General features: G+C 35.4%; 16 protein-coding genes. 11 read left to right on the top strand and 5 right to left on the bottom strand.

The features are described 5' to 3' along the window. Positions 1-26: 26 nt before the first annotated feature. From leuS to CHB80_RS03560, 3 genes are all read right to left on the bottom strand, one after another. Entirely contained in the window at positions 27-2,903 is a 2,877-nt protein-coding gene (gene leuS / locus CHB80_RS03570; RefSeq protein WP_089370048.1) for a leucine--tRNA ligase, read from the bottom strand. 307 nt (positions 2,904-3,210) lie between these two features. Beyond that, positions 3,211-4,137, bottom strand: a complete 927-nt coding sequence (locus CHB80_RS03565; protein ID WP_089370047.1) for a ketopantoate reductase family protein — start codon at positions 4,135-4,137, stop codon at positions 3,211-3,213. Positions 4,138-4,404: 267 nt separating this feature from the next. Then, entirely contained in the window at positions 4,405-5,307 is a 903-nt protein-coding gene (locus tag CHB80_RS03560; RefSeq protein ID WP_188476180.1) for a UbiA family prenyltransferase, read from the bottom strand. Between the two features lie 103 nt (positions 5,308-5,410). Here CHB80_RS03560 and CHB80_RS03555 point away from each other — a divergent pair, with 103 nt between their 5' ends. The 5 genes from CHB80_RS03555 (at position 5,411) to CHB80_RS03535 (ending at position 8,840) form a co-directional block, all read left to right on the top strand. Then, entirely contained in the window at positions 5,411-6,289 is an 879-nt protein-coding gene (locus CHB80_RS03555) for a cell division protein FtsX (RefSeq protein ID WP_089370045.1), read from the top strand. A 173-nt stretch (positions 6,290-6,462) separates the two neighbouring features. Continuing rightward, on the top strand, positions 6,463-7,359 hold the full coding sequence (locus tag CHB80_RS03550) for a DUF302 domain-containing protein (RefSeq protein ID WP_089370044.1): 897 nt from the start codon (positions 6,463-6,465) through the stop codon (positions 7,357-7,359). 61 nt (positions 7,360-7,420) lie between these two features. Then, the gene (locus tag CHB80_RS03545; protein WP_089370043.1) at positions 7,421-7,756 is read left to right on the top strand and encodes a hypothetical protein; all 336 of its coding nucleotides are present in this window, start codon (positions 7,421-7,423) and stop codon (positions 7,754-7,756) included. Between the two features lie 55 nt (positions 7,757-7,811). Next, positions 7,812-8,084, top strand: coding sequence for a DUF3098 domain-containing protein (locus tag CHB80_RS03540; RefSeq protein WP_089370042.1), 273 nt, complete (start codon positions 7,812-7,814; stop codon positions 8,082-8,084). 210 nt (positions 8,085-8,294) lie between these two features. Further along, positions 8,295-8,840 (top strand): hypothetical protein, encoded by a 546-nt coding sequence (locus tag CHB80_RS03535; RefSeq protein WP_143337041.1) that lies wholly within the window; start codon positions 8,295-8,297, stop codon positions 8,838-8,840. A 72-nt stretch (positions 8,841-8,912) separates the two neighbouring features. Here the strand turns inward: CHB80_RS03535 and CHB80_RS03530 are convergent, their stop codons facing one another. Beyond that, positions 8,913-11,171 carry a reprolysin-like metallopeptidase gene (locus CHB80_RS03530; RefSeq protein ID WP_089370040.1) on the bottom strand — a complete coding sequence of 753 codons (2,259 nt, stop codon included), beginning with the start codon at positions 11,169-11,171 and terminating at the stop codon, positions 8,913-8,915. 140 nt (positions 11,172-11,311) lie between these two features. On the opposite strand from CHB80_RS03530, the gene CHB80_RS03525 reads away from it, so the two are divergent. The 6 genes from CHB80_RS03525 to CHB80_RS03500 all read left to right on the top strand — a co-directional run bounded on the left by CHB80_RS03525 (position 11,312) and on the right by CHB80_RS03500 (position 16,062). Continuing rightward, positions 11,312-12,109 (top strand): undecaprenyl-diphosphate phosphatase, encoded by a 798-nt coding sequence (locus CHB80_RS03525; protein WP_089370039.1) that lies wholly within the window; start codon positions 11,312-11,314, stop codon positions 12,107-12,109. 4 nt (positions 12,110-12,113) lie between these two features. After that, a complete protein-coding gene (gene truB / locus CHB80_RS03520; RefSeq protein WP_089370038.1) occupies positions 12,114-12,833 on the top strand; it encodes a tRNA pseudouridine(55) synthase TruB in 720 nt (239 codons plus the stop codon). A gap of 80 nt (positions 12,834-12,913) precedes the next feature. Continuing rightward, the gene (locus CHB80_RS03515; protein ID WP_089370037.1) at positions 12,914-13,612 is read left to right on the top strand and encodes a hypothetical protein; all 699 of its coding nucleotides are present in this window, start codon (positions 12,914-12,916) and stop codon (positions 13,610-13,612) included. 67 nt (positions 13,613-13,679) lie between these two features. Continuing rightward, positions 13,680-14,270, top strand: a complete 591-nt coding sequence (locus CHB80_RS03510) for a LemA family protein (protein ID WP_089370036.1) — start codon at positions 13,680-13,682, stop codon at positions 14,268-14,270. A 7-nt stretch (positions 14,271-14,277) separates the two neighbouring features. Further along, positions 14,278-15,339, top strand: a complete 1,062-nt coding sequence (locus CHB80_RS03505; protein WP_089370035.1) for a DUF3137 domain-containing protein — start codon at positions 14,278-14,280, stop codon at positions 15,337-15,339. 9 nt (positions 15,340-15,348) lie between these two features. Then, positions 15,349-16,062: a hypothetical protein gene (locus tag CHB80_RS03500; RefSeq protein ID WP_089370034.1), complete on the top strand. Its 714-nt coding sequence runs from the start codon at positions 15,349-15,351 to the stop codon at positions 16,060-16,062. Here CHB80_RS03500 and CHB80_RS03495 read toward each other — a convergent pair. Continuing rightward, on the bottom strand, positions 16,045-16,671 hold the full coding sequence (locus CHB80_RS03495) for a thioredoxin family protein (protein WP_089370033.1): 627 nt from the start codon (positions 16,669-16,671) through the stop codon (positions 16,045-16,047). The two genes, CHB80_RS03500 and CHB80_RS03495, sit on opposite strands and share 18 nt — an antisense overlap. Between the last annotated feature and the right edge of the window lie 91 nt (positions 16,672-16,762).

The following is a 16,762-nucleotide window of genomic DNA, read 5'->3' as shown; positions in this document are numbered from 1 at the left end:
CACATGGAGAGGGTTTGAGTGAGGTGTTATCCCACTATATTGACAATCTTTCCAGGCACGATAATCACCTTTTTCGGGGTGCGGTCTCCTAGATACTGTTTTGTTTTTTCGTGTGCCATCACGACTTCCTCTATTTGATCTTTTGTATAGTCTAGCGGAAGTTCTAATGTAAACTTCATTTTTCCATTAAAAGAGATCGGGTAGTTCTTCGAACTCTCTACCAAATGCTTCTCTTCAAAAATTGGAAATGGGGCTTCAGAAATACTTTCCGTATGCCCAAGCTTATTCCATAACTCCTCAGCAATATGTGGTGCATATGGCGCAATTAAAATAAGAAGCGGTTCTAAGATTGCTCTAGACGTACATTTTTGTGTAGCCAACTCATTCCCTGCAATCATAAACGTAGATACAGAAGTATTAAAACTAAAGTTCTCGATATCTTCCTCTACCTTCTTGATGGTTTTATGAAGGGTCTTTAGGTTATCTTTTGTAGGCGCTGTATCGGTTGCGTGAAATGCTTCTTCTGCTCCCGAATGATACAATCTCCATAGCTTCTTCAAAAAGTTATGCACCCCTGTAATTCCAGCCGTATTCCAAGGTTTTGCTTGCTCCAACGGCCCTAAGAACATCTCATACATACGTAAGGTGTCTGCTCCATATTGATTACAGATGTCATCTGGATTGACAACATTATACCAGCGCTTAGACATTTTTTCTACTTCGCGCCCAACCACAAATTTATCTTCTTCTAAGATGAATTCTGCATTTTTAAATTGAGGTTGCCAATTTTTTAGTGTTTCAATATCAATCTCATCAGATGCATTTACCATATTTACATCGATATGAATTCCTTCTGTTTCATGTTGATTCTTCAATCCTGCAGAAACATAAGTATTTGTGCCACTTATTCTATAAGCAATAGCACTTGTTCCCAAAATCATTCCTTGATTGATCATTTTTTGAAACGGCTCATCGATACCTAGATATCCACGATCGTGTAAGAATTTTGTCCAGAATCTACTATATAATAAGTGACCTGTCCCGTGTTCCGAACCTCCAATATATAAATCTACATTACCCCAATAGTCTAGTGCTTCTTTAGGAACAGACCCATCCTCAGTAGTGTTATCCATATACTTTATGAAGTACCAACTACTTCCTGCCCATCCAGGCATGGTATTTAACTCTAAAGGATAAACCCCCTCTGTCCCTTGGACATCTCCCCCAGAGGGAGAGATAAGATCATTGGAAACAACAGTATTTGTCTTAGTATCCCATGACCAAACATCGGCGCGACCTAATGGCGGTGCCCCATCTTCGGTAGGTAAGTATTTTTCAATCGCAGGAAGCTCAACAGGTAAATGCTCTAAGGCAATCATCTGTGGCATACCATCTACATAATATACTGGGAAAGGCTCTCCCCAATAACGCTGACGGCTAAATACCGCATCGCGTAAACGATAATTGGTTTTACCTGTTCCTGCGCCTATTTTTTCTAATTCGTAAATCGCTAGTTTTACGGCTTTCTTATATTTTAATCCGTTTAAGAAATCACTATTTGCAATTACTGTTGCTGCTTTATCTGCAAATGCTTCTTCAGAAATATCAATCCCTTCAAACACATTTGGAATAGGAATATCAAATTTCTTTGCAAAATCATAATCACGCTGATCTCCACATGGAACGGCCATCACAGCACCAGTTCCATAACCTGCCAATACATAATCCCCAATCCATACAGGAACGGGCTCTTTGGTAAATGGATGCTCGGCATAGGCTCCAGTAAATACTCCAGAAATGGTTTTTACATCGGCCATACGTTCACGTTCAGAACGTTTTGAAGTCGCTTCGATGTATGCTTCAACGGCTTCTTTTTGTTCAGGAGTAGTGATTTTTTCCACCAATTCATGCTCTGGTGCCAATGTCATAAATGAAACTCCAAAAATGGTATCAGGACGTGTCGTAAACACATCTATTTTTTCTGCGTGGTCTTTTAATTGGAAAGAAACCATCGCACCCACTGATTTTCCAATCCAGTTGCGTTGCGTTTCTTTGATAGATTCACTCCAATCAATGGTGTCTAGTCCTTGGATTAAACGTTCTGCATAAGCAGAAATACGCATCGACCATTGGGTCATTTTTTTACGTACTACAGGATGTCCACCACGTTCTGAAACGCCGTTTACAATTTCATCATTTGCTAGTACAGTTCCTAACGCCGGACACCAATTTACTTCGGTTTCGGCTAGGTAGGTCAATCTATATTTTAAAAGAATTGTCTGTTGTTCTTTGTCAGTATAGGCATTCCACTCATCGGCTGTAAAGATGGTTACATCATCATCGCATACGGCATTTATGCTTTCATTACCCGCTTTCGCGAAAGCGGACACCAACGTATCAATGCCTTCTGCTTTATTGCTATCATTATTGTACCAAGCGTTATATAACTCGGTAAAAATCCATTGCGTCCATTTGTAATAAGCAGGGTCTGAGGTGCGTACCTCACGACTCCAGTCAAAAGAGAATCCTATTTTATCCAACTGATTGCGGTATCCAGCAATGACATTACCTTGATTATCTACACCACCTTCTATGTTTACTTTGGTGGTGGTTGCAGGATGCTGTCCTGTCTGAATTGCATATTGCTCGGCAGGCAATCCAAACGAATCATAGCCTTGTGGATGTAATACATTAAACCCTTTCAAACGCTTGTATCTCGCATAGACATCACTGGCAATATACCCTAATGGATGGCCCACATGCAGTCCTGCTCCCGATGGATATGGGAACATGTCGAGTACATAATATTTAGGCTTATCGCTGGTGTTGCTGGCGTGAAATGTGCCGTTGTCTGCCCAATATTTTTGCCATTTGGCTTCTATTTCGTTGAAATGGTATTTCATAATGTATGGTTTTTTCGCTTTCGCGAAAATGACTCAGGACTGAAAAGAGCCAAGAATCAAGACGAATGTATTATTTATAAATCACAGCATCATGCTGTTTTAAGCCGGCAAATTTACGATTATTTGACCTATTTCATCTGTATATAAGTAATAGTTGTAGTAAATAAGTAGTATTTGAAATAGAGTAACACTCTAAAATAGAGTAGTACTCTATTTTTTTGAGTTGGTGATTTCGATACAATTCTTCGTACCTCAGAATCACTCAGTCACTTAATATATTTTAAAATGAGGTGATTGAGTGATTTTTTTACCCTTTTCTTGCGCTATTCTCCTGAGGTAATAATAATTGATAAATCATCTCATTTACAGGTGTAGGTACTCCTACTCTTTTCCCTTCTTTTACGATAAAACCATTAAAGTTTTCGAGTTCGCTAGGTTTTCCTTCCATCAGATCACGTTGTGTAGAGGCTGTTGTTTCGGGTGCTTGTCGTGCAATGGCGGCAAAAGCTTTGTCTATGGTATTTTCTGGTAATGCAATGCCTTTGGCATGCGCTACCGCATAGACTTCTTGTGCGGTTTTGAGCATGAGATCTTTGATATAAGGACTGTCTCGCATAACACCTATGGATGCTCTGGTCAAACCACCAATAGCGCTTACGGTAGTAATAAATAGAAATTTTTGCCAAATCGCTACTTGGATGTTTTCTGGGATATTGGCATTCAATCCAGCTTCTTTAAATACCTCTAAAATAGCTGTTACTCTTGGAGTGCGGGTATTATCTTGTTCGCCAAAAAGAAAGGAAGGCGGAATGTCAGGATTTGAAATCACGCCAGGGCTTTTGATAAAACTAATCATGCGACAAAGTCCCGAGAGTACTTGTTCGTTTGGAAGTACGCTGTTGAGTATTGCTGTGTTGTTTGCTCCGTTTTGTAAGGGTAAGAACACAGTATCTTTATTTGTATATTGCAATATAACAGTAGATGCTTCTTTAAGTTGCCATGATTTTGTGCCAAAAATGACTAGGTCTGGCGTATCAATATTAGATACATCATCTGTTGCTAGGTGTGGGTGTGCTGTAAAATCACCGGTAATACTTTGTACTTGTAATCCGCGTTCTTGTATGGCTTTCAGGTGAGCGCCACGTGCAATGAGTGTTATTTGATGTTGGGTTTGTGCTAGTTTTCCTCCTATAAAACCACCCACTCCTCCTGTACCGTAGATTAGAATTTTCATATTTTAAAGCTATATTTTCTTTTTTTCATTGCCAAAAAAAGAAACAAAAAAGTCTAGGCAGACGAAACCTTGTCTAAATTTATTGTTCGATCGCTAAATTTCATAAACTCGCTACGCTCAAACAGTATGAAATTTTACGAGATGCTCACTTCAAATTTCACGACAACTTTTCGAAATGCCAAAATAGCAATATGTAGTAATTATAGATATAGTGTTATTTGATTTTTTTAGCCTTAATTTTTTAAGCTTTCGCGAAAGCGGAAAAAACTAAAAAACGGGATGCAATAGTTTTCCAGAATACAATGCCCAAAGCATCGAGGCAAGTGCCGATAAGTTCATGGCGATACCAAAGAGTTTCATTTGAGCTACGGAATAGGGTTTTTCTTTAAAGAAAACAAAGACATCTAAGAGCAACCATATAGAAAAAATCCCTAGAAATCCTGCTAGTATATAATCTTGAAACCAGATAGCAAGAATATAAGTTTCTAATAATAACAGAACTAGCATGAGGTACTTGGTGTTTTTGCGCCCTATCAAGGTTGCGGTGGTTTTTTTATTGGCAAGTCTGTCGGGTTCTATATCCATGATTTCACCAGCAATATGTGCTTGAAATGCAAATAGGGTTAAGTATAAAATGGTTTGCCACGGGATCATGGTGAGATCATTCAATAATACACTAAAAAAAGCAGTAAATACATACCCAATCTGAATGCAAATCTCAAATGGTGGGCGTTCTTTGATTCGGAAAGGTTTAAAGTTATAGATGATATTAATGACAATCATAAATGCTAATAAGAGTAACATATAGACGCCAGACAGAAAAGTGAAATAAATAATAAAAGGTAAAAGGACAAGCGCTATTTTTTTGGGAACTTTGGTTAGATGTTCTTGTGAAGCTTTAGCACCAAAAAGGAAATTCCCTTTACGATCATTTACTTTATCTGACGCAATATCATTGTAGTCATTAAGACCATACACTAAATAATTAAGTGGAAAAGTGACAAAGAAAAGTCCGATCCAAAAAATAGGCTGTTCCCAAAAACTAGTCTCCAGACTAAAAGGAACTAAATAAATCCATACAGTTGGAAACCATAATCCAGGTCTGGAAATTTTTATGTCTTTGAGGAAATTTATGAGTTCTATTTTTTTTCTGACGCAAAAGATACTCATAAATGAGAAGTAGCGTGTATAACAATGTGGAAACTTTAAACGTTGTTTATAGAAGTATGTAAAAATCATTGTTATTTTTACAACACAAATCTGAATTGTATTTATGGCATCCTCATTTGAACGGTATCAAAAACGCCGATTATTTTTTTCATATTTCTCTGTAATCATTAGTATTACATTGGTGTTATCTCTATTGGGCGCATTAGGTATTGTTGTTATAAACGCTAAAAAGGTAGCTGATCATGTAAAGGAAAAAGTGGTGATTTCTGTATATCTTAAAAACAGTGCGAAAGATGTTGAGATCAAACAACTTCAAAAATCACTGGCATTAGCCGAGTATACGAAGTCTTCTGTTTTTGTATCTAAAGAAACTGCAGCAGAGGAGCATAGTGAAGAGATTGGTGAAAATTTTATGGATTATTTAGGTTATAATCCACTCCAGAATAGCATAGATCTTTATTTAAAGGCAGATTATGTTTCTTTTGAAAAAACCAAAGAAATCTCTGATGAAATTGCCTCAAAAGACTTTGTAGACGAGGTCACATATAATAAACGACTCATTAGTTTACTAAATGATAATATCAAGCGTATCAGCTTTTGGGTGCTTATTGTGAGTGTGATATTTACATTTATTGCAGTTTTATTAATTAATAGTTCGATACGTTTATCTGTATATGCCAAAAGATTTACGATAAAAACCATGCAAATGGTGGGAGCGACTAAGCGTTTTATACGTCGTCCTTTTGTATGGAGAAGCGTGCGATTAGGTATGCTAGGAGCATTACTAGCACTTATTGGGATGGCTGCCATATTATACTACCTCAACGAGCAGTTTCCAGACCTAGCATTATTAGATGATAAATTGATGATAGGAGCACTATTCTTAGGCGTATTTCTACTAGGTATTTTTATCACTTGGATCAGTACTTTTTTTGCGACACAACGTTTCTTGAATTTACGTACCGACGAGTTGTATTATTAGTGAAACTAACTATGGAGAAGTCTACAAGACGCACTCAATAGTGTAAGTTGAACCTGCCTTTGCCGGCAGACAAGTCTTGTAAACTCGCTTTCGCGAAAGCGTATAATGCAACTATCATAAATGTTATGACATAACCGTATAAATTTATCATTCCTTACGACAAAACCGATGTTATGAAAAATGGAATCTATTTCTTGTTTTTGTTGATGCTGGGTATAAGCTGTACACAAAAACAGCAAAAACCGACAACGACATCATCTATGAGAACTTCTGAATTTATCACCGTATCTAATGAAAAAACGGTATCCCAACTTGCAGATACTTTAATTTCACAACTGGAAGAAAAGGGATTTAAAATCATTGCCAATATTGATCATAGTATTGCAGCAACAAAAGCAGGTCTTGAATTACGTCCTACACGTACGCTCATTTTTGGAAACCCTAAAGGAGGCACTTTATTAATGCAACAAGACCAGCGAATTGGATTGGATCTTCCTCTAAAAATACTAGTATGGGAAGATGAAGCAGGAGATGCTCAAGTGAGTTATTATAATGCGACTACCCTTACAAGTCGATATGGTATTTCAGAACCACAAGCAGTCATTACTAAAGTAAATGGAGCGTTAGCAGGATTTGCAGGTAATAATGAAATAGAAGGAGCTTCTGTAGCAGCTATTACACCGCAGTTGATTACAAAAGAAAGCCCATATACCGCTGATGAAACTTTTGAAAAGCTACAAGAAGTTATCACAGCAAAAGGATTACATATCATGGCTATTGTACCTCATGATAAAGCCGCTGCGAGTGTTGATCTTGAATTACGTCCCACACGTGTGTTAATTTTTGGAAATCCAAAAGTAGGTACATTACTTATGCAAAGTAATCAAAGTATTGGTATTGATCTTCCTTTAAAAGTATTGGTGCATGAAGACGCAAACGGGACGGTTTATGTATCTTATTTTGATGCTACTTTCTTAACCAATCGTCATGGAATTACTGATAAAACAGAAGTTGTTCAAAAGGTAAATACTGCATTAGATGGTATTACAGATGCTGTAATCACTCAATAAAGTCAGTTTAATCATAAAATATTTTAATGCGCTATACGTTAATGGGTTAAAATCTCTTTCTATGCGTCGTATTATTATTCTTTCGTTTTTAGTATCATTTTTATGTGTTTCCTGTCTTATCCAGAATCCTAAAAAAGAAGACTGTGATGTGAAACAAATTACCGTATCAAGAGTGTATGAAGGTGGTGATAAAGATATTGTCTTTGCGGAATATAATGGAGGAATCTATTACATCAATAGAGGGTTAGAGCAGGGATATACGATAGAAGGCGTTCGTAAGAAAGTATTAAATAAAAATGTTACTTTGCATCTTGCAAGCACCCTTATAGGGTCTTCTTCTAATCATATTGCACAAATAACAGTAGGAGATGAGATTTTATTTACTGAGTTTAATTAAATATACTCGTATATTTGAATTATAATAAAAACACCCACATACACGGGCCAGAATAATGGGAGAGCAAAAACGTAAAACAGCAGCTTCACAAAAGCATCAAACAGAATTTATTTTTGGTAAGAAAAATTACCAATGGATGCTTATTGGTCTTGCTGTTATTGCGCTTGGTTTTATTTTGATGTCTGGAGGTGGTAGTGATGACCCTAATGTGTTTAACCCTGAAATATATTCTTGGAGACGTATACGTCTTGCACCTGCCATTGTCTTAATAGGGTTTGGTATTGAAGTATATGCAATTCTTTTAAACCCTAATAAAGGGAAAGAGTAATAACTCAGTTATTCTTACTGGTTGAAAGTTCAGTAGATTTTTTAAAATAAGTAATACTAGGAATTCGTTTTTTTAAATTGTTTTTCTAGCAACACCCTTTTCATTATTATTTTTCATAGTGCCTTAATCATTATATGATCATTACCGTAAATAGTTTTCTTACTTTAGTGGTATAGACGTCTTGAGAACTACATAATTTAAAAACAGTATATGAAACAATACATTAGAAATACAAGGATGTTTTTTATAGTTGTCATGATCTCTATACTCATATCTGGTTGTAGTACAATAAAAAAAGAAGTGGCATTTAAGAATGATACAACTAGTATCCAGATTAATAATGATAGTTGTCCTAATAATGGAGATTGTGCTATAGCTATTAAAAAAGGATCATATTCTATTGAGACAGATACTACAGGAGCTATGTATCCTTTATTTACTGAAGGAGAAGGGGAACTAGTTGAATTTACATATGCTGTTCCAGCAAAAGAAGGAATAGCTGATGGTGATTATAAAGAAACGATTATGTTTCAAGTTCCTAAAGGATTAAAAGGAATCATGGTTTTAAAAGATGCATCTTTATCTAAACTAAAACTACTGCTCAATAAACAGTGTTTTTGCCGAGGGCAAGCGGGATATCACTTAATTACACAAGGTAGATTAGCTATAAAGAGAAATGCTAAAAATGAAATTAGCTTTGACTTAAACTATCAAATAGACGGAATAGATATTATAGTCTCTAATATTAAATTATAAAAAAAGAGGTTGTCTAACTACATATTAGACAACCTCTTTTTTGAATAGTAATGGCTAATTAGCAAGCAGCTCTTATTTCTTAATAAGTCGCTGGGTGCTTATAAGATCTCCATCAGAAATTTTCATAAAATAGATTCCTTTTGGAAGGTATTGATAGTTGAGTGTTTTTGTAAAAGGAGCATTTGTAATGGTTTCCTCTGTTTCTTCTGAGATTTTTCGACCAGCAAGATCGTACAGTACTATTGATACTTTATTGCTTGACGACGTAAAACGTATATCAACTATTCCAGTTGTAGGATTAGGGAATAGTTCAAAATTAGAACTATCGAGATCTGAAATCCCTAAAACATCAGTGATTGTAAAATTGGCTGTATTTATTTGGTAAAACGGACTCACAACTCCCATAACTAATACTCTTGCTTCTGTAGTGGGATCTAGACTACTTGGCACAACAATAGATGTCGAACCATTATTAGGGACATTTGTAGCAAGTTGTGTCGGGAATGTTTCACCTCCATCTGTAGATAGGAAGATATTAACAGCAGCTTCATTAATGGGAGCTGCATCTGTATTGGCTACATCCCAAGTAATTGTTTGTGTTGTATTTAAATCCCAACTTTCATTTGTTGCTTGAGAAGTGACTATAAAAGGCCCTGCACTATCTGTTGAAGTGACAGTCATGTCTTCACTAGCTGTGGCACCTCCTATAGTAGCATTATCTCTAATGGTTAATCTAAAAGACATAGAACGGCTTACGGAAGGAAGTTGTTCCCAAGTGCTTCCTAAATCTCCTGCAACGACAGTGCTTAAGGCAGGCATATACCTGTCAGCATTTACGGTAGGGTCCAATGTTCTAAATAATGGGCCATTGGCTGAGGTAGGACTTGGAGGCATTGGTGCTGGTGTAGCATCAATTTGTTCCCAGCAATAAGTGATTTCGTTTTCTTCTGGATCTGTTGCATTTCCTTTTAATACAAATGGTGTACTAATAGGAATCATAAAGTTTTCTGTTGGAGTAATAATAGGTGCTTGATTTTCTGTAGAAGACATTTCTGGACAACTTGAAGAAGCTCCTGCACTTATATTATTCCACATTTCTGCAATACTCACTCCGTTAAAATAATCATCACTGTTATTTTGAACATTTGGCGCACAAATCCCAGCATATCCCATGATAGAAGATCCACTTCCTGTTTCTATAGAAACACTGGTTCTTTGACAATTATTATTTTGAGGATGATTACCCCCAAACTGATGTCCCATTTCATGAGCTACATAGTCTACATTAAAGAAATCTCCAATTGGATTATTGATACCTGTAACACCTTGCGCTTTTAATCCTGTAACACAAGGAGAATTTAAAAAGGCAACACCACCGCCTTGTGTGCTAAATACGTGACCAATATCATAATTTGGATTTCCAATAACATCGTCACAAATGTCTTGAGATTCTTCTAAAAGCTCAAAAGGGTCATTGTTTGTCAAACCATCTGTTGCAGGGTCTAAGAATATAATATCTGTATTGTTATCTATCACAACCATGGTAAGTGCTAAATCTCTTTCAAAAATCCCATTTACTCGCGTCATAGACGTATTAATGGCACTAAGTACAGCTTCTTTTTTCTCTTCATCGTTTGCATCAGGATCTATACCTTGATTATTAAGATGATATGCAGAGTATTCTCCTGTGCAAACTACGGCAAGTCTATAGGTTCTTAGAGTGCTGTCATCTGCATTTCTTGCAGGAAGAGCTTCATTATTTTCTAAAGGTGTAGTAATGATATCGTCAGCACGACACTCAAAAAACTCATTTGCAAAAGCATTATCAGGAATGTCTTCACGGGAGTATGCCATATAAAACTCCTTATTCTCTGTATATGGATCAATGTATACTGTTTTATGAGAACCAGAAGTAATCATTCCGTGTACGCCATTATTAGAAACGCTAAAACGTATGACAGTAGATGTGTTTTTTATATGTTGACCTAGATAGGACCTGATAGATGGATATCTTTCTGTTAATGCTTCATCTAATACAGGAGCTTCATAAATTCTAAAATTTTCTATTTTTCCATTGATAGTAGGAAAAGAAACAATTACATCAGAAACCACATTACTATCTCGCAAAGGAACGGTATTAATACGTTGTTGTAATTGATCAATGTTTAGTGAGTACAAGTTGTAATGATTAGGAGTAAAATTTCTATACTCTTTATTCATTGAGTTTGTGCGTGTTTCTGAAGTTTCGAGCCATGGATTAGCTTGATTTTGAGAAAATGCGATGGTTTGTATGCACAATAGAAATATTAATGTCAGGAGGGTTTTTTTCATAGCAGTTAGTTTATAGTGTTATCCATGTATTAAACAATTGAAAACTAGATTTTACTAGCCCTGCTTACTAATTATTTTTCTGAAGATACTCTTTTCGTTATTATTTGTCATTTTGCTTGAGTAACCGCATCTTTGCACCCATGAATAATTTAGACGCCCTTTTACTTGGTATTATCCAAGGTCTTACCGAATTTTTACCTGTTTCCTCTAGTGGTCACCTTGAGTTAGGGAAAGCTATTCTTGGAGATACTTCTGTACCTGAAGAGAGCTTAATGTTTACGGTAGTAGTTCATTTTGCAACAGCCTTAAGTACAATTGTTGTTTTTAGAAAAGATATTTGGGAAATTATACGAGGCTTATTGTCATTTAAATGGAATGAAGAAACACAATTTTCTGCTAAGATTATACTATCTATGATTCCAGCGGTGATTGTTGGGTTGTTTTTTGAAGAACAATTAGAAGCATTATTTGGAGGAAATATTCTTTTAGTAGGTTGCATGCTTATTTTGACAGCAGTGTTGTTATGGATGGCAGATAAGGCAAAAGATACACAGAAAAAAGTATCTTTTTCGAATGCATTTATTATAGGAATATCTCAAGCAATTGCTATGATTCCAGGGATTTCCCGAAGTGGTGCTACCATATCTACTTCAGTATTATTAGGAAACGATAAAAGCAAAGCCGCTCGTTTTTCATTTTTAATGGTCATTCCATTAATCTTAGGAAAGATTGTCAAAGATATTTTAGGAGGAGATTTAACAACAGGAGGCGGGAATGTTTCTGTACTTATTATAGGATTTCTTGCTGCCTTTATCGCAGGTCTTGTAGCCTGTACTTGGATGATTAAACTAGTGAAGAAAAGTAAACTTTCTTGGTTTGCAATTTACTGTTTGATTGTTGGGTTGATTGCTATTGGATTTAGTTTATATAATCGATAATAGTATGTCTCAAGACTCAAACCTCACAGATCAAGATTATAAAGATGGGCAGGTATTACTGTTTGACAAACCGTTGGAATGGACTTCCTTTCAGTTGGTCAATAAGGTGCGATGGCTTATCCGAAAAAATCTGAATATAAAGAAGATTAAAGTGGGTCATGCAGGGACTTTAGATCCGCTAGCAACAGGATTAATGATTATCTGTACAGGTAAGTTTACTAAGCGTATTAATGAGTTTATGGGACAGGAAAAGGAGTATACCGGCACAGTAAAGCTTGGTGCTACAACACCTTCGTACGACTTGGAAACAGAAATAAATGAAACCTTCTCTACAGATCATATTACGGAGGAGGCTGTATACGCTTTCGCGAAAGCGTACCAAGGAACCATCCAACAACGCCCTCCTGTATTTTCAGCTTTAAAGAAAGATGGAAAACGCCTGTATGAATTTGCAAGAGCAGGCGAAGAAGTCGAAGTTCCTACTCGCGAAATCACTATATATGATTTTGAAATCACCCGAATTGTTATGCCTGAAGTAGATTTTAGAGTGCGTTGTAGTAAAGGCACCTATATCCGATCACTTGCGTATGATATGGGGAAAGGGTTAGATAGTGGAGCGCATCTTATTGCACTTAAAAGAACCAAAATAGGAGATTACTGCGTAGATAATGCACAAGATATTGTGACGTTTGAGAATAGTTTTGCAGCTCGAGATAATAGCTAAAGACTGTTAATCGTTTACCTAGTATAGGAGATTTTGATTATTTTAGACCCCTTATGAAGTTGAGTTCACAAGATAAATCCATGCTTATTACGTTTTCGGGCGCATGTTTTTTGGTGCTTGTGTTTTTCTTTTTAGGAGTGAAGCCTTATCAAAACCCAAACCCTGAAGAAGAGTTTATAGAGATTCCTGTAATTCAAGAACCTATTGTAGAAGAAACTCAGGAAGAGAAAGAAACGACTACTCAAACAGCAAAAGTAAAAAGTCATCAGGCATATAACTCTAATGAATTGCGTAACGAAAGCAAAGCACTGTTTTCTGAAGACGATCCTATTCGAAAAGCAATAGAGCAACAGCAACTACAAAGTGTAGAAGATCTAGAAGCCGAAAATGAAAAGTTATTAGAAGAGCATAAGAAATCTCGCGAACTCGCCATGGCAGAACGTAATGAATTGATCAAAGCGCAGATTGAAGAGCGGGAGAAAGAACGCAATAGTAAAAAAGGAAATAGAGAGAGTACGGTGTCCTATAATCTTAAAGGGAGAAATGCGATTGTCATCCCTAATCCTGTTTATACCTGTGATGCTATAGGAAAAATTGTACTTGATATAGAAGTGAATAGTACAGGAACGATCACTAAAAAAGAGTACAATAAAAAGGCATCTACTTCTTCTAATGGATGTCTGATTGATCAGGCACTTTCATATGCTTCTGATGCACTGTTTAATAGTACCTCTACGGTTTCTCAAAAAGGTACGATTACGTTTAACTTTCAAGGGTAATTTATCAATCTCTATAATGTTATTATTTGTCATTTTAATTTGATACTTTTATGAAAATCGAATTTTTATGACAAAATCTACTGCAACAATTATAATGGTGGTTCTTGTAATTGTTACACTTCCAGTTTTCTTTATTACAATTCCTATACTGATATTCTCTTACAATGCTTTAGTAAGAAAAAAGAATCAAGTAGAATTTTCTTTTAGCGGTGTAGATGTAATGCTTAAAAAGCGATATGATTTAATTCCTAATGTTGTACAGAGTGTCCAGAAGATAATGACCCATGAGTCTACACTTTTTGAAAAAATAACAGCATTACGAAGCAAAATAAGTGATGGTCTAGATACCAAAGAGAGATTTGGTTTAGAAAATGAAATGTCTCAATTATTAGGACAGCTTAGTGTCACTATGGAAAATTATCCAGACATCAAGTCTAATGAGAATATGATGCATTTACAACGTACACTTGCAGAAATGGAAGAACAATTGAGTGCCTCTAGAAGGGCTTATAATGCAAGCGTTATATCATTTAATAATAGTGTTGAGTCTATTCCTAGTAATATCATGGCTGGGTTTTTAGAATACAAACCAAAAATTTATTTTGAAGCTACAGAAATAGAAAGATCAACTCCTCAAGTAGGTCAACTTTTTAAATAATACACCTTTGGAGTTAAACGAGTTTTTACGTAAAAAAGCTTCTTCTGTAGAAAGAATGCGCTTGTCTTTTAGAGGTTTACAGTTTTTGTATAATTTGATTGTAATTCCTCTCAGGGCATTGTCCTTTATAGCAACAGGAGTTTTATTTATTATCACTCTTTTTATTATTATTCCTTTTGGTTTTTGGGGTTTTGGGTGCTTAATACTATATTTTATTTTAACTGCCATTCCTAAACCAAGGAATGTTTATGAATCTCGCATCAAAGACAAGATCATACCCACTATCATTGAAAAAACAGACCCTAATTTAAAATATTATCCTTATCACATCAATTATGAAACGATAAAAAAGAGTGGGTTATTTAATAAGTCTTTTTTTGCAACGTATATCTCTCTTACAGGTGATGATCTTATTCAAGGAAAAGTAGATGGTGTAGATGTCGAGTTTGGAGAAATATGTTTTAAAAAAGAATATGTCAATTGGTTTAAAACGATCTTACTTATTCTATTTGCATTGATCTTAATTCCTATTATAATTATAGCGCAATTATTTGGAGGGGAAGGTAGTGGCAATATTGATGAGCTGCCCATAGGGCTTGTTAAGGAAACAAAGATATTTTATCAAGGGATGTATATGAGTGCTGATTTCCATAAGCATTTTAGTGGGCAAGTTTTACTAATGCCTAAAAATTTAGAAAACATAAATGATAAACTGGATGACTATTTCTTTGGGACTACTTTCAAAAAAATAACCGTTGAAAATCCATTAATTAATCAAGCATATAATGTATTAGGCACCAATGAACAAACTGCATTTTATGTCTTATCTCCTGCAATTATTCAAGCTATAGAGCATTTACACCAACAAGAAAAAAAGTGGCCTGTAGTAAGTTTTCAAAACGGAACTATTTTCTTAACCGTTCCTAATTCCAGAAATTACTTTGCAGCAAACCTGAAAAAGAAAGTTAAAGACGAAACCTATTTTACCAGATATATTGATGAATTACATTCTCTGAAAAAAATGGTAAAGGACTTTAATTTAGATACGAGAATTTGGACAAAATCATAATCTAAGACGATGCAAAAAAATAATAGAATAGACTACAGCAAGTATGAAGTAGATGAGGTTGCAGAAACTATTTCGGATGCCATTTTTTTTCCATTGTATATAGGGAGAATATTAGGGCTTACTGTATTAATTGCGAGTGTAATTTTATTTGTTTATGCGTATTTTCAAAATGAATACATCCTTTTAGTTATTCTTTTATTTCTATTGCTTTTTGTTGTGTCACTTCCTACCATTATTCTGATATCAGCAATCCGACTCATAAATAGAATACGGGACGATCTTAATAAAGTAATTTTAATCACTACCGAAACGGCAATTCATGTATATAATGATACGCGACAATTAGGAACTCAACGATCAGAAGGGGTTTCTGTAAGTACTTCTTTTAAAGATGTATTTCGGGGAGTTGCTTTATTTGTTATAAAACCATCATTAAAGAAAGTACTAGAAAAGAGAATTAAATTTTTCGCTCTTCCGTTTACTTTTATTACGGATCTTGTTTTTTCTAGATTAGTAAAAGTAAAGGCAACCGAAATAGAAGCGGTGATAGCGCAAGAAGATATAGAAGAAGGGGCTGCCATAGAAGAGCATAAAATAATGAAAGGAATTTCTAAAACAACTTCAATTACTTCTAGTGTTTTAAAAACTCCTTTTGTTATAGCGTTAGTGCTATATGGTATTATAAATATACTTTTGATTAAGCTATTAATTTTGATTTTCTAAGAGAGATACTAGGTCTTCTATTGTATTCTGTCCTTTATCTTTATTGTACCAAACTTGTAAGTCTTGTTTGAATTCTGGAGTGAGCTTACCGTGTGCTTCTTTATAGTCATTTACCATCTTGGTAGCTTCAGATGGACGTGGTCCCCAATCTGCTAGTACATTTCCAGAAGTATTATCTATAGCGACAAGCTTTGGAATAGAGCGTCCTCCATTATATAAAAAAGCGTCTATTAGTTCCAGGTTTTCATCACGTAATATCACCTTTACATCAATCCCGTCATTAAGCTCAGCTATTTTTTGCATTACAGGCATTGTTTGAGCAGCATCACCACACCAACTTTCTGTAATAACAAGCCAAGTAACATCTCCTTTAAAATTTTGAATTTTTGCAATTTCTGCTTCTTGGATTTTTGTGGTTTTGTCTAAACGTTTCATACGACGTTGATTGAGCATCGTATAGTTAGTTAGTGCTTCAGTTTGGTTAGGACCCGTGCTCGTTTCTTGAGCAGCATGATCATCCATTAGTTGTCTATATGATTGATACGTGATCGCTTTTGGAAGCGCTTCTTGTACAATTTGTTCTCTTGATTTTTCTACCATTGTTTTCATAGTCTGTGAGTCGACAAAGAAAAGACATACTTACATCACTATAATTGTCAAAATTACATTTTTTAAAGTCAAAATGAGAATACCTCACAGA

Source organism: Dokdonia pacifica (assembly GCF_900188275.1).
Classification (GTDB): Bacteria; Bacteroidota; Bacteroidia; order Flavobacteriales; family Flavobacteriaceae; genus Dokdonia; species Dokdonia pacifica.
Note: the sequence above shows the minus strand (reverse complement) of the source record. Positions and strands in the feature narration are given on the sequence as shown.